Source organism: Mesorhizobium sp. M7A.F.Ca.US.014.04.1.1, assembly GCF_003998745.1.
GTDB lineage: Bacteria > Pseudomonadota > Alphaproteobacteria > Rhizobiales > Rhizobiaceae > Mesorhizobium > Mesorhizobium ciceri.
Genome location: NZ_RZRW01000031.1, coordinates 1 through 20,280, shown reverse-complemented (window position 1 = coordinate 20,280; position 20,280 = coordinate 1). Strand labels below are relative to the sequence as shown.

The window sequence follows — 20,280 nt, the reverse complement described above, 5'->3', positions numbered from 1 at the left end:
TTGCAGGAATTGACTGCGGTCGTTCACCCGGCCGACTTGCCTAATCTGATGGCCCCGGGAGAGCTTGCATCAGGCGCCGACTATGACGCTGAGATCCGCATCAGGCGAACTGGCGGACATATCCGCTGGATTGCTCTTCGGGGACGGGACGAATTGCGCGACGGTCGTGCACAGCGAATAGGAGTCGCCGCGGATCTCACCGATCGGCGCATAACCATTCTGCTGCGGGCTGCGGCGAAGAAGCGAGAGCGGGCTATGCTTGAACAGCGCCATAGGCTCAACAATCTGTTTCCGGTGATCACGGCGCTTGTGAATATGGTTGGTGCCCCCGACAATGATATCGCCAGCTATAAGCAGACACTGATCGAAAAGATCGGCGCACTCCAGGCGACGCATCTGCTTCTTTCACGCGATGGCAGCCTGTCGGCTTCCCTGCGTGACCTCATCGTTCAGGAATTGCAGCCCTATATGGGGACGCATGACATTTCGATCAGTGGACCCGAAATAAAAATGGCTGAGGGTTCGGCTGAGAGCTTCGCAATGATCGTTCACGAGCTTACGACCAATTCCGTGAAGCATGGGGCTCTCGGCACTCCGGCAGGACGGATCGAGGTCGTGTGGCAATTCGTGGCCCAGGAGCCCGGCGCCGACATAGTGTTTGAATGGTCGGAATCGGGAGAGCGCCGGGTCTCCACCTCGGCTCGGCGTGGTTTTGGGTCGTTGATTATCGGAGCCGGCGGTGAGCCTATCGTGGGCCACTCTTCCAAGCTTGAGATGCTGGATCACGGACTGAAATATTCGGTCCGGCTGCCGCCAAAAGCAATCGGCGCTAGTTGATGTCCCTGGCGGCCCATGTCTTCAGCAAAACCGCGGCTTCCGTTCGATTTCGTGCCCCAAGTTCGCGCAGGACGGCAGCCGCATGAATCTTCGTCGTCGCTTCTGCAATTTCAAGAGAGCGGGCAATCTCTTTGTTCGAGTAACCTTCAGCCATCAACCTGAGGACTTCCTTCTGTCTGGACGTAAGCCTGCCCAGATTGTTGACGCTGATGGTCCTGTGGGGCATTTGCGTGGGAGCCTCGGATGGAAGGCGCACCGACGCCTTGGACCTTTGTGAAAGAAGTGCCGGAACGTAAATGCGGCCAGCCAGGATTTCGTTCACCGCCAGGACCACCTCCTCGTCCGTTTGGGACTTTACGATATAGCCATGAAGTCCAATCGAGAGGGCAGTTAGAATCTCGGCGCGTGAATCGGTCCCTGAGACAATTGCAAACCGTGTGTCGGGATGAGCCGGTAAGACGTCGCGAAGGTCGTCCTGACCGGACAGTCCCGGCATGTTCAGGTCGATGATGGCGAGATCAACAGGCGCCTGATCTTCAAGCAAGCTTATGACGGTATCAAAACACGCCGCTTCGAATATTTCCAAGTCTGGAATGCCGGCCATCAAAGCCAGTCGCAGCCCACGACGATACAAGCCGTGATCATCGGCGATGATAATACGATACATGAACCACCCACCTTTTGGCAGCCCGCATGTGTCCCTAGCTGCCGAAACCTCCCTTTGGATGGACTGTACGGTGACCCAACACAGATCAGCCGCCCGCTGATCCCCCGTATGTCGACGCTCGCCGCCGCCCATCGGCACATTTCAACCTTCTAATATAGCTTACAATCGCACACATTTCAGGGCCAGATGTTGAAGTGTTTTTTTCGTACGAACGGTAGCGATGCCCTTCCGAGCAGGTCGTTGCCGGCGCCGGACATGTGAACAGTTCCCAGCTCTGATCGCCCTGCCGCCCCCATGCCCTGCCAACTGGAATATTGAATCAAAAGGCCGGGAAAGTGCCATTCAAATGCACGACGACGCCTTCTTAAGCGCCACTTACCATCGCTGCACTCCGGAGAGGCAAAACCAACACTGGCGTACCTTCCGGCCGGGTGGGTTGGACCCATCACACCGCGACAGTCGTATCAATAGGAGGACGAGATGAAAGCGGTCATTCAGTGCGGTGGAATGGGAACACGCCTTCGGCCTTTCACTTCCATATTGCCCAAGCCTCTCATGCCGATCGGTGCTCGACCGGTTCTTGAATTGCTTTTGAAGTGGCTGCGGCGGAACGGCATTCAGGAAGTCTACGTCACGACCGGCTATCTGGGGCACTTGATCCGCACCGTATGCGGGGACGGATCCCAGTGGAATCTAAGGATACGCTACACCCAGGAACTGGAACCTCTCGGCACCATTGGCCCGCTCTCCCTGATCAGGGAGGAACTGGACGAGCCGTTCATTGTTCTCAATGGGGACGTACTTACCGATCTCAGTCTCAGCCGGTTTGTGGCATCACACCGCACACACACGGATCCAGTCACCATAGCCACCGCATCCCGCGTCATCAAGATGGACTTCGGCGTCATCGACGAGGTCGACAATACCGTTCAAGTATTTCGTGAAAAACCGACGCTATCCCATCTGGTAAGCATGGGAATATATTGCATGAATCCAGACGTTTTTCGTTTTATACCTGACGGCATCGCCTTCGGATTCGACGATCTCATGCTGCAGATGATGCAAAACGGCACGAATGTGCACGTCTACAAACATGACGGGCTTTGGCTGGATATCGGACGCGTTGAAGATTTTCAAAACGCACAAACCATTGCCTGGGAAGAGCAGTCCGCATCGATCGAGGTCTCGGCAGCGGCCGCTTGAGGGCTGAACGCTCGACCACGCCAACATGAGGAGGTCGTAATGCTCTTGGTCAGCGCTCCTATTCTTGGCTTTCCGGAAAAGGCGGCCTTGGCCAAAGTTGTCGACAGTGGGTGGCTGACGATGGGGGACCAGGTACGAGCCTTTGAAGAGGCCTTCGCGGCCGTGCATGATGCGGTCGATTGCGTTGCCGTCAGCTCTTGCACCGCCGCCCTGCATCTCATTCTCCATGCACTTGGGATCGGTCCCGGAGACGAAGTTCTGGTTCCCTCGCTGACCTTCGTGGCGACCGCGAATGCAGTGCTCTACGTAGGAGCAACACCGGTATTCGTCGACATAGAGTCGGCCGAAGTGCCACTGATGTCCCTAAGCGACGCGGAAGCCAAGTGCACCGGACGCACCAAGGCCGTCATTCTCGTCCACTTTGCCGGCTACCTCGCCGACCGGGAAGAATGGCAGAGATTTGCCCGTGTGCGAGGACTGCATATCGTCGAGGATGCCGCGCATGCTCCCGGCCTTAAGGAGGTGGGGACTTATGGTGCGGCCGCGGCCTTTAGCTTCTACGGCAACAAGAACATGACCACCGCGGAAGGTGGGGCCGTAATCGCCCGGGATGCACAGCTCCGTGAAGCGATCCGCCAGGCTCGCGGACATGGGATGACCAGCGGCACACATCAGCGGCTGAACAGCCGCACGCCGCAATACGATGTGACGATGCTCGGTTTCAATTATCGCATGGATGAATTGCGCGCCGCTATTGGCTTGGTCCAGCTTCAGAACCTGCAGGAATGGAATGAAATCCGGCGCATATTGGTCGTCCTCTATCGACGTCTGATCGCAGACTATTGCTCGGCTGTGACAGTTCCGTTCTGCAAACCGCGGACCTCGGCCTATCACATCATGCCTGTCCTCCTGCCACATGACGTCGACCGGCAAACGGTGATCGACCATCTGCGAACGAAGGGAATACAGACCACAATCCACTATACGCCCGTGCACCAGATGACGCTCTATCGCCAAATGTTCACTGAAATCCATCTGCCGAAGACCGAGGATTTCGCGCAGCGGGAGTTGACGATTCCACTACACCCGCAAATTACGGCAAGTGCGATCGAGTCGGTGGTTGTTGCGTTGGCCACCGCGATTGAAAGCAGCGGGCGCGCGGGAGCCGCGGCATGAACGCACTCGACGTGACGATGCATCGGCCCGCCGTAGCTGGCACCAGCCATGGAATTGCCAGGCGCGCGATGGATATCATCCTCGCCGCAGCAGCGGGAATGGCACTCGCTCCGCTGATGCTACTGATTGCTGTTGCACTCTTTGTCGAGGGTGGTTGGCCCGTGCTTTTCGCACAGACGCGCCTGGGTGCCGGCGCAAAACCATTTCGCATGTACAAGTTCCGCAAATTCAAGACAACAGCTGATCCTTTCGGCCTTGCGCTGACCATGAACGATGACAGCCGCATGACGCGGATAGGCCGTTTTCTCGCGGCAACGAAACTTGATGAGTTGCCGCAACTGTGGAACGTTTTTACGGGAGACATGGCAATTGTCGGCCCGCGGCCGGAAAGCCTTGCCTTCGCCGATTGTTTCCGCGGCGGCAATGAAGCCGTCCTGCAGTGGAAGCCCGGCCTGCTCGGCCCGACCCAGGTTCTCTTCCGTCACGAAGCCTGTTTTTACCCGCCATCCCTTGATCCGCTCCTGTTTTATCGAGAGGTCCTGTTCCCGGCCAAGGCAACGATCGACCTCGCCTATTATCCGCGGCGCACGATTGCATCGGACCTCGTCTGGATAATGCGAGGCTTCAGGGCGGTTTTCGGCGTGTCCCTGCCTCCCGCGGCAAGTGGATAGAGTTGGAAAGTGAGGAGAGTTTGGCATGAATGGATCGTTGTTCGTTCGCCAGTTTGTCAGCTCACACGATCAAAGGAGTGCGCAGTCGTGAGCTATCACGGCAGGAAGGTCCTGGTCACGGGTGCGGATGGATTTATCGGATCCCACCTCACGGAAGCGCTGGTGCACGAAGGCGCCGATGTCACGGCACTGGCCCTCTACAACTCGTTCGACAGCCATGGCTGGCTGGACGATTTACCCGACCACGTTCGAAGCCAGCTGCAATGCATTCGTGGGGATGTTCGTGACAGCGCGTTCATCAACCGGATCGTGCGCGGCCAGGCGGCGGTGTTTCATCTGGCTGCGCTGATTGCGATTCCCTACTCCTACGCGGCTGCCCAATCCTATGTGGAAACCAATGTGCTGGGCACCGTGAATGTCCTCGAAGCGGCACGCCACTGGGAAACCGAACGCATTGTGCATACGTCCACGAGCGAGGTTTATGGCACCGCTCTGACCATGCCGATCGACGAATCCCACCCACTGCAGGGACAGTCCCCCTACTCTGCATCCAAGATCGGCGCAGACATGATGGCGGCGTCCTATGCCAGGTCCTTCGATGTGCCGGTGGTCATCCTGCGACCGTTCAATACATACGGGCCGCGCCAGAGCGAGCGGGCCATCGTGCCGACCATCATAAGGCAGGCTCTGGACGAGAACTGTCCGGCGATCATGGTCGGCGACACCAGCCCTATCCGCGACCTTACCTTTGTGGAGGACACTGCTGCGGCATTTGTGGCGGCAGGGGCGGCCGAGCTTGAATTTGGCCATGCCTACAATGCAGGCAGCCAGCGCGCCGTCAGTGTCTCGGACGTTTTGGAGTTGGTGCTCGAGTTGAGTGGCACCAGGAAACCAGTTCGTCGAGATGAAAGCCGGATGCGGCCGCAAAACTCCGAGGTTCGCGCGTTGCTCGCCGATTCCTCGAACCTTGAAAGTAAAGTCGGATGGCGGGCACATACGAGCTTGCGTGATGGTCTGGAAAAGACCATCGAGTGGTGGCGCTCGCGCCTCAGCGAAGGCCGCGTCCGACGCGAAATGAGCTACATGACATGACCTTTCCGCGGCTCATACCAGCTTTGCTGTTGATGGCCGCTCTGCTGGCGCTGCACACAGCCGGAAACCGGCCGAGCGGTGCGGCAGGCACGGAGCCGGCAATGGATCTGCCCGCTTATCTGAAACCTGCAACTGATCCGGCGACAGGGATCCGCTTTACTCGGATCACTCAGCCCGGAGCGCTTGGCAGCGGAATTGTCTGCGGCAAAATATATTGCAGTCATCGCTACTCGAGCGCGCAAGCCTGGAATGCGGATCAGAGCCTCCTCGTCCTCATGAACGGCTGCAACGGCATGTGTTTCCTCGACGGGAAAACCTACCTCCCTTTGTTTCATCGCAACAAGTCGGGTGAGTGCGAATGGCGCCCTCGAAACGCGGAGATGATGATCTGTGTCGATGGTCAAAAGATATCGACCTGGGCGCCCCGCACCAATCGTGAGGACATAGTGTATGCCGCAACGAAATATCGGGATCTCGAATTCGGCCCGTCCAAGGGAAATCCTAGTCGTGACGGCAACCGCATTGCCGTACGCGCGACCCGCAATGATGGAGCTGCTGTCGTCTTCGCATACGACATCGACCGGCGTCTGAAATACCCGGACATCGATCTCGCCCAGGTTGCCGGAACGACCAGCTCCTGCACCATTTCTCCGCTCGGAGAGAACATCCTGTGTTTCCAAAATCTGGTCGACGGCACCGAACAGCGAGCCATTTTCGCAGTCGACGGGACCCTGCGCCAAACGTGGAAGGATCATCATCGGCCCGGCCATGGCGATTTGACTCTCGATGCGGATGGCAGCGAAATTTACGTCGGAACCAGCAAATCCGCTCCGGACAAATATCAGGTGATCAAGCGTCGGTTGTCCGATGGAAAGGTCACGTCGCTCACGAAGTACGGTGAGGCCGAGCATACGTCGCTGCGTGCTTTGGACAGGCCCGAATGGGCGTTTATAAGTTACGGGGGCAATCCCGATGAGGTTCGGAGCCACCCGGACTGGGCGCCATACACGCGCGAAGTGATCGCGCTGCGTGTCGACGGTCGTCAGGAGGTGCGACGCATCGTGCAGACGCGAAACGCTCCGTTCGACTATTGGAGCGAGACACATGCCTCACCCTCCCCTGATGGGTCGCAAGTGATCTGGTCGAGCAATTGGGGGGTGCCTGGTGGGCCGGTCTACGAATTCGTCGCCCATCTCGATTGGCCGCAGCAGCCGGGCCTGAATTAAAGGGAGATTGCCATCGATGGCCTTCGTTAGCCGAATTTTCTTTGCAGCCCTTGCCGGTTGCCTGGCCCTGGATATCGCAGCCGCGGCTGAAGCGCCGGTGGCCTATAAGCTGTCGCCCGGCGATACGGTGGAGATAGGAATAGCCTCCATAGCGGAGCGAACGCAACGCGCGATCGTGCAAATGGATGGCTCGATCGCGCTGCCCGAGTTCGGGATGATCCCGGTTGGCGGGCTGACGCCGGCAGAATTGCAGACGCGCATGGAGGCGGTGCTGCCAACCAAGATAGTCCATCAGCGCCTACCTGATGGACGGGAGCAAATGATCGTCATCAAGCCGAGCGACGTCACGGCCGTGATCGCGGAGTACCGTCCGATCTATGTGACTGGCGATGTGCTGACACCAGGGCAGCAGACTTACCGGCCACTCATGACTGTCCGACAGGCAATTGCCGTCGCCGGCGGTTTTAGTCTCCTGCGGTCTCGGGCAAGCCAAAGCGGACCTGATCCCGTTGATCTGCGACGCGACTACGAGTCGATCTGGGGGGACTACATCAGGGACTACTTTCATGGCGCGCGCATCCGCGCCGAACTTCAGAACCAGGCAGAATTTGACATGCAACCGCCGCAAGGCTCGCCCCTGTCGAATGCATTGATATCGGCGGTCGCGCAGGCGGAAGCGGAGGGCCTCAAGATTTCGCTGAACAATTTTCAGCAGGAGCAAAGCTATCTCGACAAGACCGCCAAGGATGCCGAGGCTCAGGTCGAGGTTCTGCTCAAGCGCGAGCAGACGGAAGCGGCCGCGGTGAAACAGGATGAGGACGATCTTGCGCGGGTCACCAAATCGTTCGAATCGGGCAACCTGACCAACAGCAGGCTCGCCGACGTCAGGCGTGCCGTGCTGATGTCGTCGAGCCGGGCGCTCGAGACCTCAGTCGAACTGATGAGAACGCGGCGCCAGCAGGAAGACTCCGTCAGGCAGCAGGAACGCAATGAAAATCAAAGAAGGATCGGCCTTCTGAACGAATTGAGGGACACCGACCTTCGCCTCGCCGAGACCACTGCAAGGCTCCACGCAGCCAGCCAGAAGCTTCAGCCATCAGGGGCGTCCGCGCTTCCACTGCCCGTCGCCGGCGAAACCTTTCAGGCGCGGATCACAATAACCGGCGGGGCCGGCGACGCGTCAAGAGGTCGACCGGTCGACCAGGACACCGAGGTTGCGCCTGGAGACACCATCGAGGTGAGGTTCAGCAGCGAACTGCAGAGCGCGGCGATCCAGTAGTTGCGCGGACGTGAACCGAGCCGGGAACGACGTTGCTGATGGCTCGCCCATGGCATGAAGACCGGGCGCCTGAGAAATCAACATTGGGAAATCAAGAAAGCGGGTTTGCCGTGATTGGTGAAATAGATGTCGCCAGCGCCTACAGCACCGGCCGCACCGACTTCATGGGGCTGAAGTTGGTTGTCGCGCCCGGCGTGCTCGTCCCTCGCCCGGAGACGGAACTGCTCGGCAGCACCGCCCTCAATGTGCTTCGTGAACTTAACAGGCCGGTACCGCGTGTCGTGGACATGTGCTGCGGGGCGGGCAATCTCGCCTGCGCCATTGGATACAAGGTCCCCACCGCGCGCGTCTGGGCGAGCGATCTTACTGACAGCTGCGTCGAAACCACCTGCCGGAACGTTGCCCATCTTGGCCTGGCCGGACGTATTTCGGTGCTACAGGGCGACCTCTTCAATTCCTTCTCGGGTCTGGAGCTCGAAGGTACGATCGATCTGGTCGTCTGCAACCCGCCTTACATCTCGGAGAAGCGGCTCGAAAACGACCGCGCGCATCTGATGGAACTTGAACCCCGTGAGGCGTTCGCTGCCGGGCCTTACGGCCTGAGCATTCATATGCGGGTGATCAAGGAGGCGCAGCATTATCTGCGGCAAGGTGGCATGCTGCTTTTCGAGGTCGGGCTTGGCCAGGACCGGCAGGTCATGAGTTTGGTTGAGCGTTCCAAAGCCTATGAGAGCATTCGCACGGTTGCGAACAAAGCCGGTGAAGCCAGGGTGGTTTGTGCACGGGCCAAAGCGCCAGCGTGAGCCGCGCCATGGGTTTGCGCGCCCGGTTGGGACGACGCCCTCAAGCCGTAGCCCGGCGATCAGTTTTCCTTGCTGACCACGTAACGTGCAATTCCCTGGATGGAATCGAAATTCTCCGGCAGAAGTTCACTGTCCTCGACAGTGATGCCGAATGTCTCCTCGACGAATCCGATAACTTCAAGCACTCCAGTCGAGTCTATGATGCCCTGATCGAGCAACGACGTTTCAACTTCCAGCGCACGCGGGTCGGCTACGTAGAAGTTTGACGCCAGAAAGGCGCGGATTTGATCGCTGTAGGTGTCAATTCTGTTGTTCGTGCTCAGCATTGAATTGGCCTCCGATCCAAATAATTTCCGTAAATTGCTTTATGACAGCGCCATTTTCTTGAGCTTGCCCGTGTCCGTCATCGGCAGACTGGACACAATTTGGATGGACTTCGGAATCATGAAGTTTTCCAATCGCTTCTGACATTCCATCCGCAGCTGCTTTTCGCCCATGATCGTTCCTTGCTCCATGACGACAAACGCTTTCACTGCTTGCCCCAGCAGGTCATCAGGTACTCCGACAACCGCGGCTTCCCGTACTCCCGGGATTTCCATCAGCACGTTTTCGACTTCCCTAGGCGCCACCTTTTCTCCCCGCGATTTTATGATCTCATCGCTGCGGCCGACAAAATAGAGGTAGCCTTCCTCGTCCATTCGGCAGTAGTCGCCGGTGTACAGAACCTGCTCGCCGGGCAAAGGACCTGGCTTGAGCTTCTTCGCGGTAGCCTCCGGCTTACCCCAGTAGCCCTTCATGACCGTTGCCCCGCGGATGACCAACTGGCCGACGACATTGGGACCAACCCTTCGGTCATCCTCATCGACAATCCACATTTCGGTGTTCGGGATGGCGATCCCCACGCTCAACGGTTTTCGGGCAAGATCGTCCGGCGGAAGATAGGTGCAGCGTTTGCATTCGGTCAGGCCGTACATCGAATAGATGCGGGCGGCGGCAAACAGTTCCTGGAGCAGGCGAATGTGCTTAAGCGGCAGGGCTGCCGCCGTATTCGTGACATACCTTATGCTTGCAAAATCATTTGCCTTCAGCGTCCTGAGATCCGACAGCGCGGCAAAGATGGTCGGCACGCCGGGAAAGCCTGTAACTCTCTCCCTTTCGATGATCGCAAGTATCTGTGCGGGGAAGGCAAACGAGCGCTCGAGGACCAACCGCGCCCCGGTACGGAATGCCATTATCATCTGATAGAGGCCGTAGTCGAAGGCCAGGGGCAAGACATTGAGGATCACGTCGTCTTCGCCAAGCTCAAGGTACGAGGCGATAGACGTGCAGGCTGTCATCATGTTCCTGTGTGTCAGCATCACGCCTTTGGGTTCGCCGGTCGAGCCCGACGTGTAGATGATGGCTGCGAGATCGATATCGATGCGGCGGCGGGGCGGCGCTTTGCCGTGGCCGGCAGCCGCCTCATCCCAGCGCACGGCATGCGGCAATCCCCGGAGCTCGGCGTCGTCCACCTGACCGGAGACGATGAGCCGCCGCAGCGACGGACAGTTACGCGCCGGCTCAGCAAAGACCGGCTGCAAATGTTTGTCGGTGATCAATGCTGCCGGAAGGCAATCGTTGAGCAAATACCCCAGCTTGTCGCTCTTGGTGAGCGGATTGACGACGCACACAACGGCGCTCGCCTTGAGAACCGCCCAGAAGCTGACCACGGTCTCGACGGTGTTGTCGGCGAAGATCATAACGCGGTCACCGGGGGCGACCCCGGACGTGACGAGATGACGGGCGACCGCGCTGGAGCGTGTCTCAAGCTCGTCATAGGTGAGCCGGTGCTCGCCGCACACCAGCGCTATCTTGTCGCCGAGCCGTTCGGCCGAATGGCTGAGGTAATCGTCCAGCAGAGGTACGGCGCCATGCATCATACCAGCACCTCTTCCCTGTGCAGGTGATCGACGTCTATCCTGAGGTCGACCGCATGCGCGCTCGATGGGCGGCTAGCGACAAACTGCTGATGGAGGAGCTGCGTCGACAGCACGCCGACCAACGCCATGTTGTCCGAGTTGGACAGATCCCCATCGCCGGTCTTGGCAGCGCATTTGTCCAGCAGGCGCGCGACCGAGTTCGGATCAAAGACATTCGCCGCGCGCAGGGCAGTCTCGGAGAGTGCTTCGCGGACATAGGCGGGTGCGCCATCGCCCGTGAAGCAAAGTGCGTTGGGCGCCCGGTAGGGTTGCTTCTTGCGGGCCACGACTTCCGCGGGCACGATCGATTTCGCCACACGCTTCAGCACGTGTTTCTCATCCAGAATGCGCAGCTTGTAGTCGGGCGGGAGCGAATTCGCCAACGCCACGAGCCTGTCGTCCAGGAACGGGAAGCGCCCCTCGACAGAATGGGCCATCAGCATCCTGTCACCCTGCGAGGAGAGCAGGTAGCCCGACATCAGCGTCCTGATCTCAAGATACTGGTCCTGCGCGAGAGGACCCCATCGTGGAAACTCTTCGGGCAGGTGGCCAAGCAGGTCCGCCACCACGTCGTGACGCGCCGCTTCGGCATGCATGTCGGCCGAGAACAGCCGTTTGATGGCGCTGGTGGTGCGCCAGCGGGTGTCATGCGCGAAGCCGGGCGCGCCAAATGCATGGATACCGTGTCCGAAGAACTGGCGCGCCATCGCCTGCTGCTTGACGGGCGACCGGCTCAGATAGGGGTAGAGCCGTTCCAGCAGTCGCGCGCGTCGGGCGGATGCGGGCTGCCGCCCCCAGAAACGGCGGACCTTGCCTTCACGGAACAGGTCGTAGCCGGCAAACATCTCGTCGGCGCCCTCGCCGGTCAGGACGACCTTGATGCCATGTTCGCGCACCAGCCTCGAGAGAAGGAACAACGGCGCCGGCGCGGTCCTGAGAATCGGACACTCGGCGTGACGGATCACATCTGGGAAAACCTCGGCAATATCACCGCGCGAAACCATCACCTCGTGGTGCTCGCCGCCGCTCGCACTTGCAACCAGCCGCTGGTAACGGGTTTCATCATATTCGGCGTCAGCAAAACGCAACGAGAAGGTCTGGAATGGCGCGCCGGCGAAGCGCCTACCGAGCATGGCGACAAGTGAGCTGTCGAGCCCGCCGGAAAGGTAGCAGCCAACCGGCACATCCGCCTTGACCATTCTAAGCGCCGTCGCGGCCTGCAAGGCGCTACGCACTTCGTCCACCGCATCGTCCAGTGAGCCGGTGAAGGTGCCATGGGCCTGGTCCGCGATCTCGGGATAGCAAGGTTTCCAGAAAGCGTGCTCACGAACGCTGCCATTGTCGTAGATGCGTACATGGCCGGGGGTAAGTTCCTTCACTCCCTGAAATACGCCTTGCGGCGGTACGACCGTCCACAGCGTGAAAGTCTGGTCTATCCCCGCCGGATCGAAGGCCCGCGGTATCGCCGGGTCGGCTGCGAAAATGGCCTTCACTTCGCTGGCGAAGTGAAGGCGGCCAGCATGTTCGCACAAATGCAGCGGGCAGATGCCGAACCGGTCGCGCGACAGGACGAGGCGGCCTGTCAGCGAATCCCAGATGGCGAGTGCCCACTGCCCGTTTAGCCTCTCGAACGCGGCCACGCCCCAGGCGCGGTAGGCGTGCACGATGACCTCGGTATCGCTGCGGGTGCGGAAACGATGCCCCAGCGCCGTGAGTTGTTCACGCAGCTCGATGTAGTTGAAGATCTCGCCGTTGAACACGATCCAGGTGGTATCGCCGGTGTCGGCGAGGGGCTGCTGTCCGGTCGAGAGATCGATGACCGACAGACGGGTATGCGCCAGCCCCGCCCGCCTGTCGCGGTAAACGCCGCTCTCGTCCGGGCCTCGATGGGAGAGCGCGGCTGCCATTCGTAGAAGCGCGGCTCGTGAAGGAGGCTCCGCAGCCGCGTTCAGCGCCACAATTCCGGCGATACCGCACATGGGTCAATCCCTGTCCATCGCAGCGGACAGCTGCGGCCGTGCGTGAAGGTAGCGGGCGGCGCGGCGTTTGCTGACGATATCCTTATAGACCTTCTCGACCTGCTCGGCCGTCAGGCCGGCGGCGGCGGCAACCACGCCGGCCGAAATTCCGTGATTCATGCCGTAGAGGCACAAATCCATCAGCTGATAGGGCAAGGCGAAGTAGAACTCCTCCTGGGTTTGCGCCATGGAAAACGTGTCCGTGGTCGGCGGCCTCATTCGGACCTCCTCGTCAATCCCGAGATATTCCGCCAGCTGATAAACCTGGGTCTTGTAGAGATGGACGATCGGCATCACGTCGGCGACGCCGTCGCCCTGCTTGACGAAGAAGCCTTGGTCATATTCGAGCCGGTTTGGCGTGCCTGCCACTGCATAGTTGAGGCGGTCCGCATGATAGTATTCAGTCATCTTGCGAACCCGCTGCTTGTAGTTGGTTGCAGCGACGATCTGCAGGTAAGCCGCCGGCGAAAGACGCACGGTGTCGATCTTTCCGTCCGGATCCTCGACGGTGAGGCGCGTGATATTAAGGCCGCTGCTCTCCAGCACCGATGCCATGACCAGCTTGCATTTCCAGCCTTCGCCATATCCAGGGACGGCAGTTCGGATGGCCTCCATCTGTCGGGCGTAGGCACCGATGCCCTCGAGCGCCGGCTGGATATCTTCAAGGATTGTGTCGATGCCAAGCTGCCCGGCGACGCTGCGGCCAAGCCTCAGCGAGTCGCCGGATGAATCGCGCTCCGGCATGAACAGGCCCAGTACCTTGTCCCTGCCGAACGCGCGTGCGCAGACCGTTGCGACGACCGAACTGTCGATGCCTCCGGAGAGCCCGACAACCACTCCGCGGCGCCGTTGTGTGCCGAGAACCTGTTCGCGCAAGGTCTCGACGATGCGATCGATCTCCAGCCGGGCATCGAGCGCCAGCACACCGCTGCTGAATTCCCCGATCAGGTCGATGACACTGCCTCCCGTTTCTGTGACTCGATTGAAGAGTAGGTCTCAGTCACAGCGTTTTCGATGAGCGGGCGATTGATGGTCAGATGAGGCTCCACGACCATGTCGATGTGAGTGCCGGCGATCGGAATGACGTCCAGATGGACGAATGCCCGATCCCACCCAAGTGCAAGCGGCATTCCGGGCCGCGCGCAACGGAACAAGGTGCCGGTGATCGGCAGTATCGGCCTGGGTTCTGTGAGCCACTGGAAGAAGGCGCGCGCGCGCAGAACTTCCTGCAGTTCCAGTTTGGTTCTGAAGCTCGTCGGGTTGAACTGACCCTCGGCATAGCGATCGAGGAAGCTGGCAAGCCGGGATTCGCAGTGCATTTTGACCGCGACCTTGGCAAGCGCGCGGCATGCCACTCGACTAGCCGATATACGATTGGTTCGGATCCGGTGAAATGTCCGGGTAATCGTCTCCCAACGCTTGCTGCGTTCGCCAACCAGGCTGGTATCCAGAATGCCCGTGAACGCTACCGCTCGCCCTTGATCAAGCAGACGCGCGGCAACCTCAAAAGCAACCGCTCCTCCGAGCGAGTGACCAAGCAGGCGAACACAGCCGGTCGGCTGTACGCGGTTGATATGATCGATTGCAGCTTCGACCATTGCGGCGACGGTGTTCTGACCTTGCAGGATCATGCCCAGGGCCGGATATCTGATGGGAGACACCCTGGCGACCTTGCTTATTGCCGATGCGAACGAAGCAAGGCTCGGACCATAGCCGACCGACCCGGGGAAAAGGAAAAGCAGCGGAGGCTCGTGTTTCCAAGCGGGCGCGTGCTCGCCGCCTCCTTGAGCAGAAATGACCGCTGCAACCATCTCATCGAAGCTCATTCCAACCGTGAAGGCTTCCAATCCGAGCTCCTGCCCGATCGCGCTTTCGATTTCCATGACGCAGTGCAGCAGCTTCAGCGAATCTCCCCCCGCTTCATCCCAACAGCCCAGGGCGACCCGCGTCTTGAGGACCTTGGTCCAGGCACGCCGTACGATCTGATGAGCAGGAACTTCATGTCCCGCATGGGGTATTTGCGGTGGGGGCGTGGTTTCCCGAACCGAAAGGTCAATTGCAGCCAGCGTTGTCATATCGATCTTTCCGCTGGGCAGTCGCGGTATCTCGGCGCTTGCATGGAGTCGCAACGGGCAAAGCGCCGGCGGCAATTTTGTCCTGGCAAGTTGGCGCAGCTCGTCGCAAAAACTGGCTCCCGCTCCGCTGTGCGGTACGGCGAATGCAACCAGTTCATTCGCCGGGGTGACGATAACCACGGCATCCTTCACCGACGGCGCGCCACGCAGCACCCGTTCGAGTTCGGCCGGCTCAACGCGCCGCCCATTGACCTTTATCTGGCGCCCTTTGCGGCCTATGATCCGCAGCAGGCCGTCACTCCCGATTTGCACAAGATCGCCCGTCGCAAAGATGCGAAGCGTCTGGTCGTCGGGGTCTACTTCAAACGGAACAACGGCCCCGTTTTCCCAATGTCCAAGCGCGACATACGGGCTTCTGATCAACAGTTCTCCGATCTTGCCGGGCTGAACCGGGTAACCCTCTTCATCGACCACTGCGAAGCTGATTCCCGGAAGCAGCCAGCCGACGGGAGCCGAAGAATCGAATTCCGGCCAATCGTGCGGCAAGAACCACTGCGATCCCGTCGTTTCCGTCGATGAATAGCCGATCTGCACCAGGCAATTTGGCGGGACAGCCTTGCGCACGAGGCGGATGTCGGCCGAAGATACCTTCTCGCCTCCAATTCGGGCAACTCTGAGCGAACCAAAGGCGTCCGCGGGTTCATCCGCCAAGAGAGCGCGAAGCAATGCCGGCACCAGATAGGTGATCGTCACGCCTTCGGATTGCATGCGGCCGCGAACCGCGCGCAGGCCGACGGCTTCAACCTCCACAAGCTGCAACGTGGCACCCGTGAGCAGAGCGGCAAGAATTTCCCGACAGCCGGCGATGGTTGCCGGGCCGGTCAGAGGCAGGAATACATCCTGTGCATTGATGTGGCACGCATCGACATATTGCTGCACTCGGCACAGCAAGTTCCGCTGGCTGTTGACAATCCCCTTGGGGCGGCCCGTGCTGCCGGAGGTATAAAGCACGATTGCCGGTGCATCGACAGAAACCACACGGTGTGCGGCTGGATGGGGCGTTGCCTGCAATGATTGCGCCATATCGATCCAGGCAACGTGCTGGGGCAGATCAAGGCCGTGGAGGCCTTTGTCGCCAATTATGGCGGAGAGCCTCGCGTCGGCGACGATTTCGTTGATGCGCGAGTCCGGATCTCGCACGTTAAGCGGCACTGACGGCCGACCGGATGCCATGCTGGCCAGCATCGCAACGGTGTACCAGACCGAGTTGGCCTGAAGTATTCCAACCGCATTTCCGTCGGGAACGACGGCTTCAATCCAGCCGGCCAATGCCTCGACCGCCCGAAAAAGCTCGGAATAGGTCAGTCGATTGGTGCCGTCGCTGGCGGCTAATTTTTCGGAATAACGCCCGGCGATCTCCCTCAGGTGATCAAAGACAGGAACGTCGGCGAAGCCAGTTCCCATCCGTTGATGCAGACGTAGAACAGGCCCGCCATGGTCAAGAGCATGATCGGGAGCTTTTAGCCATCGGCAAGGGACCACCGCTTGGTAGTCAGCCTGCACCGTTTGAATCGCCCTCGAAGATTCTAAATGCGCCAGAGACATAAGGGCCCCACGCTAGGATTGTTGCCGCTTATCGCTCCGCGGCATGATCTTTTCATCAATCATTCGGATGATGCGTGAGACGGTCTTAATCGCTTGAATTATTCGAAGATGAAGAGGCCAGCCTGCGCCCGCCCGGGCTGCGGGACTACCTTACCTTACAGAGGTGTCGGGCTGCGCGCTGCTATCCGCTTTGCCAGTACTTGAAACGAAGCAGTATGCGAACACTTCCCCTCCAAGCTCATCCGTTACACGAACCCAATTGTTTTCCCAAGTCCGCAGGGTAACCTGGCGTCCCGTTGACATAGTCGCCGCCGTGAACGGGCTGGACGCATTGACGTTACTCGCCGCGACCACGTCATCCCCCTCCATTTGTTCCACCAGGTATGTTTGCATCACTGCTCCTGACTGTGGGGCAAGGCCGGTTCAATCGCGTGTAGCTGGACAACTCCAACCGCAGGGAACGGATTTCGTTCCATGCTACAGGCAACCCTACCGCCGGAAGTCAGCCTTCAGATCGCCTGCCCTCCTGGCAGGACCGTGGCCTAGCCGCTGAACGACTGGTCAGGACTGAGCTATGCTTTGGGGGAGATGGACCTCGCCCTGCGAATCCGCATACTTCTGGAAAAGTGCAATCTTGTCGGGATACGTAATCCGGATTTCGCTGTGACAGCCCTCGCAGCGATATTTGGACGCAACCTGGAACCAGCGCCCGGGTTTCAGCAAAGCCAATCCGCAGCGAGGACATTTGAACGTCATTTCAAGAGGGCATAGATTCTGACACAGCGGCATTTCGCAAAGTCCATAAGGGATACCTAATGTTAGGCAACGACAGCCGGCCGAAATCGTTCCTGGACGCCGTTCTTTTCGTCAGGCCGATGACCAGCCCCGGACGCCGGGAGATTATTGGATTATCCGCGATGCCAGATTTACTGACGCGGGCCTGAACTCAAGCGCACCCCGATTTCCGGTGGCGTAGCGCCGTTGCAGGCGTTGACTGATGTCAGCAGCTTGCAATCCGAATGAGCAAGCCCGGAGCGAGGTGGCCTCGGGGGGACGACGGGGCCGCACGGTCGACGACACGGCCTATCCGGATGCTGAAACAACGCCGCGCGCCGACCCTGTCGAACAGCACCAGTGGAACAGGCAGGACGAAAAGCGGCGCAACAGGCGGCAATACTTAAGTGTCTCGCCTATATCGTAGCTCGGAAGCCGCGATCCCGACCGAGTTGATGGATATGGAAGCGCTGTTGAAGGGAACCGACGCATCCCTTGGCGAATGCGTCGGTTCCAGAAGTTTATGCGTGGCGGATTTCCGTTCCCAGCACCTTCAGACATTCGCGGATGAACGCAGCAAGCGCCGTCCAACCTTTGGCCGAAACCATTGTCCCGTCCACATAGGCCTCGGTCGGCGACAGGTCGATATAGGTGCCACCCGCCAGTGTCACCTCCGGCTCGCAGGCGCCGAGTGCCGCGACCTTCTTGCCGCGCACCACGCCGTCGACAGCGATCAGGATCTGCACGCCGTGGCAGATGGTGAAGATTGGCTTCTTGGCCTCGTGGAAATGGCGCACGATCGCCTGCACGCGCTTGTCGGTGCGGATGTATTCCGGGCCGCGGCCGCCCGCGCAGTAGACGGCATGATACTGATCGAGCTGCCTCTCGGCTTCCGAGAAAGTCTTGTTGATCAGCGCATAATGGCCGAGCTTTTCGGTGTAGGTCTGGTCGCCCTCGAAGTCGTGCAGCGAGGTCTTGATCAGATCTCCGGCGTTCTTGTCCGGGCATACCACGTGGATGGTGTGACCGACGGCTTCCATCGCTTGCTGATAGACAAAGATTTCGTATTCTTCGGTGAACTCACCGGTCAGCATCAGTATCTTTTTGCCTGGCATGGTTCTTCCTCTCAGTGTTTTGAGCTAGGCAAGGCGCAGACTGCGCCTGCCTTTCTGTGAAATCGGATAGGGTCAGAATGGCGAATCCGGAAAGTAATATTCCTTGGCGTTGGCCTGGGTGATCAACGGCGCGTCGAGCTTGACGGTGCCACGGACGGGTGCCTGGCCGATCAGGTTGGCGACTGTCATGTAGATCGCGGTCTTGATCATCGACGGCGGGTATGGCGTCTCGACCGGCGTCATGGCGTCGCCGTCGATCACTTTCTTGACGATGTCCTTCATGCCGTTGCCACCGAGCGCAAGCTTGATGTCGGTCCGCCCCGACTGCTTGACCGCCTCGAGCACGCCAAGCAGCATGTCGTCGTCATTGGCCCACACCGCATCGATATGCGGGTACTTGGCCAGATAGTCCTGCATCAGCTTGAAGGCTTCGTCGCTGTTCCAATGCGCGTACTGGATGTCGAGGACTTTCAGATCAGTGCCTTTGATCGTGTCCTGGAAGCCCTTGATGCGCTCGTCGTCGATGACGGTCGGAATGCCGCGCAACACAACGACGTCGCCCTTGCCGCCAAGCTTGTCGATCATGAACTTGGCGGTGTTGGTGCCAACCGCGATATTGTCGCCGGCGAGGTAGAGATCCTGGACGGAGGCGTCAGTCAGACCCCGATCGACGACGGTGATGAACGTGCCCATGTCCTTGATAGCGTTGACCGGCTGGGTCAGCTCTTCCGAGCTGTAAGGCAGGATCACCAGAGCATCCAGCTTGCGGCTGGCCGACAGGTCCTCAAGCGCGCTGACCTGCTCCGCCGCGGACGGCGACGTCTTCACGACCACTTCGACGTTCGGGAACGCGGCGTTGATTTCCTTGGCCGCCGCTTGTGCGTGGTAGACGATGCCCGCTGTCCAACCGTGGTCAGCGGCCGGTATCGACACCGCGATGACCTTCTTGTCTTGCGCCATGGCCTGGCCGGCCAGCAGCAGCGCGCCAAGTGTCGCTGCCGCAATCCATTTTCTACTGAACATTGTCTTCTCCCTTGGACCTACAAGAACGTTAATCCGCGTGGTCCGGACGCGGCGCTATTTCGAATTCGAAAACCGCTGGATGAGCATGGCGATGATGATGATGACGCCTTGAACAGCGGCAACGAGGTATTCGGAGACGAAGTCCGAGAGCACCATGAGATTGGCGATGAGTTCCAGGATGACGGCGCCGGCGACTGTCCCCCACACATGGCCCTTGCCGCCGCGCAATGCGGTGCCGCCAATCACCACGGCGGTGATGACCTGCAGTTCCCAAAGCTGTCCGGTTGTCGGCGTTGCGGCGCCCAGGCGCGGCACGTAGCAGATCGCGGCAATCGCCACACAGACACCCTGGACGATATAGGCCACGGTCCGTGTCCTGATCACCGAGATGCCGGAATAACGGGCGACATCCTCATTGGCGCCGACCGCCGCACATTTGCGCCCATATTTCATCTTGTAAAGGATGAAGGATGCGACCGCGGCGACTGCGACGGATATGAGGATTGGAACCGGGATCCCGCCGACCGTGCCGAAATAGACAGGCCGGTAGGCCTCGCGCAACGACCTGTCGATCGGTATCGTGCCGCCATCGGTCAGATAGGTTATCAGCGCCCGGAAAATCCCCATCGTGCCCAGCGTGGCGATAAACGGTTCGATCCTGCCGACCGTGACGATGAGCCCGTTGGCAAGCCCGCACAGGAGGCCGACCAGGATCGCAACCGCCATACCGGCGGGGAAAGCCCAGATGCCGGCATGCG

The 20,280-nt window shown here is 59.6% G+C and carries 17 protein-coding genes; 8 read left to right on the top strand and 9 right to left on the bottom strand.

The features are described from left to right. Positions 1 to 837: HWE histidine kinase domain-containing protein (locus EOA22_RS03970; protein WP_281040750.1), on the top strand; the 837-nt coding region annotated here is incomplete at its 5' end. On the opposite strand, the gene EOA22_RS03965 is transcribed toward EOA22_RS03970, so the two are convergent. Then, complete coding sequence (locus EOA22_RS03965) at positions 830 to 1,504, bottom strand: response regulator transcription factor (RefSeq protein WP_063170174.1); 675 nt, start codon at positions 1,502 to 1,504, stop codon at positions 830 to 832. The two genes, EOA22_RS03970 and EOA22_RS03965, sit on opposite strands and share 8 nt — an antisense overlap. A gap of 480 nt (positions 1,505 to 1,984) precedes the next feature. Between EOA22_RS03965 and EOA22_RS03960 the strand changes: the two genes are divergently transcribed. The 7 genes from EOA22_RS03960 to EOA22_RS03930 all read left to right on the top strand — a co-directional run bounded on the left by EOA22_RS03960 (position 1,985) and on the right by EOA22_RS03930 (position 8,954). Then, positions 1,985 to 2,707: a sugar phosphate nucleotidyltransferase gene (locus EOA22_RS03960; RefSeq protein WP_013533115.1), complete on the top strand. Its 723-nt coding sequence runs from the start codon at positions 1,985 to 1,987 to the stop codon at positions 2,705 to 2,707. Positions 2,708 to 2,746: 39 nt separating this feature from the next. Next, entirely contained in the window at positions 2,747 to 3,883 is a 1,137-nt protein-coding gene (locus EOA22_RS03955; protein WP_013533116.1) for a DegT/DnrJ/EryC1/StrS aminotransferase family protein, read from the top strand. Further along, on the top strand, positions 3,880 to 4,554 hold the full coding sequence (locus tag EOA22_RS03950) for a sugar transferase (RefSeq protein WP_013533117.1): 675 nt from the start codon (positions 3,880 to 3,882) through the stop codon (positions 4,552 to 4,554). Before EOA22_RS03955 ends, EOA22_RS03950 begins: the two co-directional genes overlap by 4 nt. 87 nt (positions 4,555 to 4,641) lie before the next feature. Continuing rightward, a complete protein-coding gene (locus EOA22_RS03945) occupies positions 4,642 to 5,646 on the top strand; it encodes an SDR family NAD(P)-dependent oxidoreductase (protein ID WP_063167490.1) in 1,005 nt (334 codons plus the stop codon). Continuing rightward, positions 5,643 to 6,872, top strand: coding sequence for a hypothetical protein (locus EOA22_RS03940; RefSeq protein WP_027163967.1), 1,230 nt, complete (start codon positions 5,643 to 5,645; stop codon positions 6,870 to 6,872). Before EOA22_RS03945 ends, EOA22_RS03940 begins: the two co-directional genes overlap by 4 nt. Positions 6,873 to 6,888: 16 nt before the next feature. After that, entirely contained in the window at positions 6,889 to 8,151 is a 1,263-nt protein-coding gene (locus EOA22_RS03935) for a polysaccharide biosynthesis/export family protein (RefSeq protein ID WP_063167489.1), read from the top strand. Between the two features lie 110 nt (positions 8,152 to 8,261). Next, positions 8,262 to 8,954 carry a class I SAM-dependent methyltransferase gene (locus EOA22_RS03930; RefSeq protein WP_164745784.1) on the top strand — a complete coding sequence of 231 codons (693 nt, stop codon included), beginning with the start codon at positions 8,262 to 8,264 and terminating at the stop codon, positions 8,952 to 8,954. A gap of 59 nt (positions 8,955 to 9,013) precedes the next feature. Here the strand turns inward: EOA22_RS03930 and EOA22_RS03925 are convergent, their stop codons facing one another. The 8 genes from EOA22_RS03925 to EOA22_RS03880 all read right to left on the bottom strand — a co-directional run. Continuing rightward, a complete protein-coding gene (locus EOA22_RS03925) occupies positions 9,014 to 9,280 on the bottom strand; it encodes an acyl carrier protein (protein WP_013533122.1) in 267 nt (88 codons plus the stop codon). 39 nt (positions 9,281 to 9,319) lie between these two features. Continuing rightward, the gene (locus EOA22_RS03920; protein WP_063167488.1) at positions 9,320 to 10,873 is read right to left on the bottom strand and encodes a class I adenylate-forming enzyme family protein; all 1,554 of its coding nucleotides are present in this window, start codon (positions 10,871 to 10,873) and stop codon (positions 9,320 to 9,322) included. Beyond that, positions 10,870 to 12,891 (bottom strand): asparagine synthase (glutamine-hydrolyzing), encoded by a 2,022-nt coding sequence (asnB, locus tag EOA22_RS03915; protein ID WP_063167487.1) that lies wholly within the window; start codon positions 12,889 to 12,891, stop codon positions 10,870 to 10,872. Before asnB ends, EOA22_RS03920 begins: the two co-directional genes overlap by 4 nt. A gap of 3 nt (positions 12,892 to 12,894) precedes the next feature. Continuing rightward, the gene (gene nadE / locus EOA22_RS03910) at positions 12,895 to 13,875 is read right to left on the bottom strand and encodes an NAD(+) synthase (RefSeq protein ID WP_272482884.1); all 981 of its coding nucleotides are present in this window, start codon (positions 13,873 to 13,875) and stop codon (positions 12,895 to 12,897) included. Continuing rightward, positions 13,875 to 16,469 (bottom strand): AMP-binding protein, encoded by a 2,595-nt coding sequence (locus tag EOA22_RS03905; RefSeq protein ID WP_082826410.1) that lies wholly within the window; start codon positions 16,467 to 16,469, stop codon positions 13,875 to 13,877. The genes nadE and EOA22_RS03905 overlap by 1 nt, the downstream gene beginning before the upstream one ends. Positions 16,470 to 17,905: 1,436 nt before the next feature. Continuing rightward, the gene (locus tag EOA22_RS03890; RefSeq protein ID WP_013533129.1) at positions 17,906 to 18,499 is read right to left on the bottom strand and encodes a DJ-1/PfpI family protein; all 594 of its coding nucleotides are present in this window, start codon (positions 18,497 to 18,499) and stop codon (positions 17,906 to 17,908) included. 72 nt (positions 18,500 to 18,571) lie between these two features. Next, the gene (locus tag EOA22_RS03885) at positions 18,572 to 19,522 is read right to left on the bottom strand and encodes a substrate-binding domain-containing protein (protein ID WP_063167484.1); all 951 of its coding nucleotides are present in this window, start codon (positions 19,520 to 19,522) and stop codon (positions 18,572 to 18,574) included. Positions 19,523 to 19,576: 54 nt separating this feature from the next. Then, on the bottom strand, positions 19,577 to 20,280 hold a 704-nt coding region (locus EOA22_RS03880; protein WP_164755223.1), incomplete at its 5' end, for an ABC transporter permease.

What these genes read in the sequence shown, in the direction of transcription:
- EOA22_RS03965 (WP_063170174.1), bottom strand. Translation starts at nt 1,504, where the DNA reads ATGTATCGTATTATCATCGCCGATGATCACGGCTTGTATCGTCGTGGG.
- EOA22_RS03960 (WP_013533115.1), top strand. Translation starts at nt 1,985, where the DNA reads ATGAAAGCGGTCATTCAGTGCGGTGGAATGGGAACACGCCTTCGGCCT.
- EOA22_RS03955 (WP_013533116.1), top strand. Translation starts at nt 2,747, where the DNA reads ATGCTCTTGGTCAGCGCTCCTATTCTTGGCTTTCCGGAAAAGGCGGCC.
- EOA22_RS03950 (WP_013533117.1), top strand. Translation starts at nt 3,880, where the DNA reads ATGAACGCACTCGACGTGACGATGCATCGGCCCGCCGTAGCTGGCACC.
- EOA22_RS03940 (WP_027163967.1), top strand. Translation starts at nt 5,643, where the DNA reads ATGACCTTTCCGCGGCTCATACCAGCTTTGCTGTTGATGGCCGCTCTG.
- EOA22_RS03935 (WP_063167489.1), top strand. Translation starts at nt 6,889, where the DNA reads ATGGCCTTCGTTAGCCGAATTTTCTTTGCAGCCCTTGCCGGTTGCCTG.
- EOA22_RS03925 (WP_013533122.1), bottom strand. Translation starts at nt 9,280, where the DNA reads ATGCTGAGCACGAACAACAGAATTGACACCTACAGCGATCAAATCCGC.
- EOA22_RS03920 (WP_063167488.1), bottom strand. Translation starts at nt 10,873, where the DNA reads ATGATGCATGGCGCCGTACCTCTGCTGGACGATTACCTCAGCCATTCG.
- asnB (WP_063167487.1), bottom strand. Translation starts at nt 12,891, where the DNA reads ATGTGCGGTATCGCCGGAATTGTGGCGCTGAACGCGGCTGCGGAGCCT.
- EOA22_RS03905 (WP_082826410.1), bottom strand. Translation starts at nt 16,469, where the DNA reads ATGGGAACTGGCTTCGCCGACGTTCCTGTCTTTGATCACCTGAGGGAG.
- EOA22_RS03890 (WP_013533129.1), bottom strand. Translation starts at nt 18,499, where the DNA reads ATGCCAGGCAAAAAGATACTGATGCTGACCGGTGAGTTCACCGAAGAA.
- EOA22_RS03885 (WP_063167484.1), bottom strand. Translation starts at nt 19,522, where the DNA reads ATGTTCAGTAGAAAATGGATTGCGGCAGCGACACTTGGCGCGCTGCTG.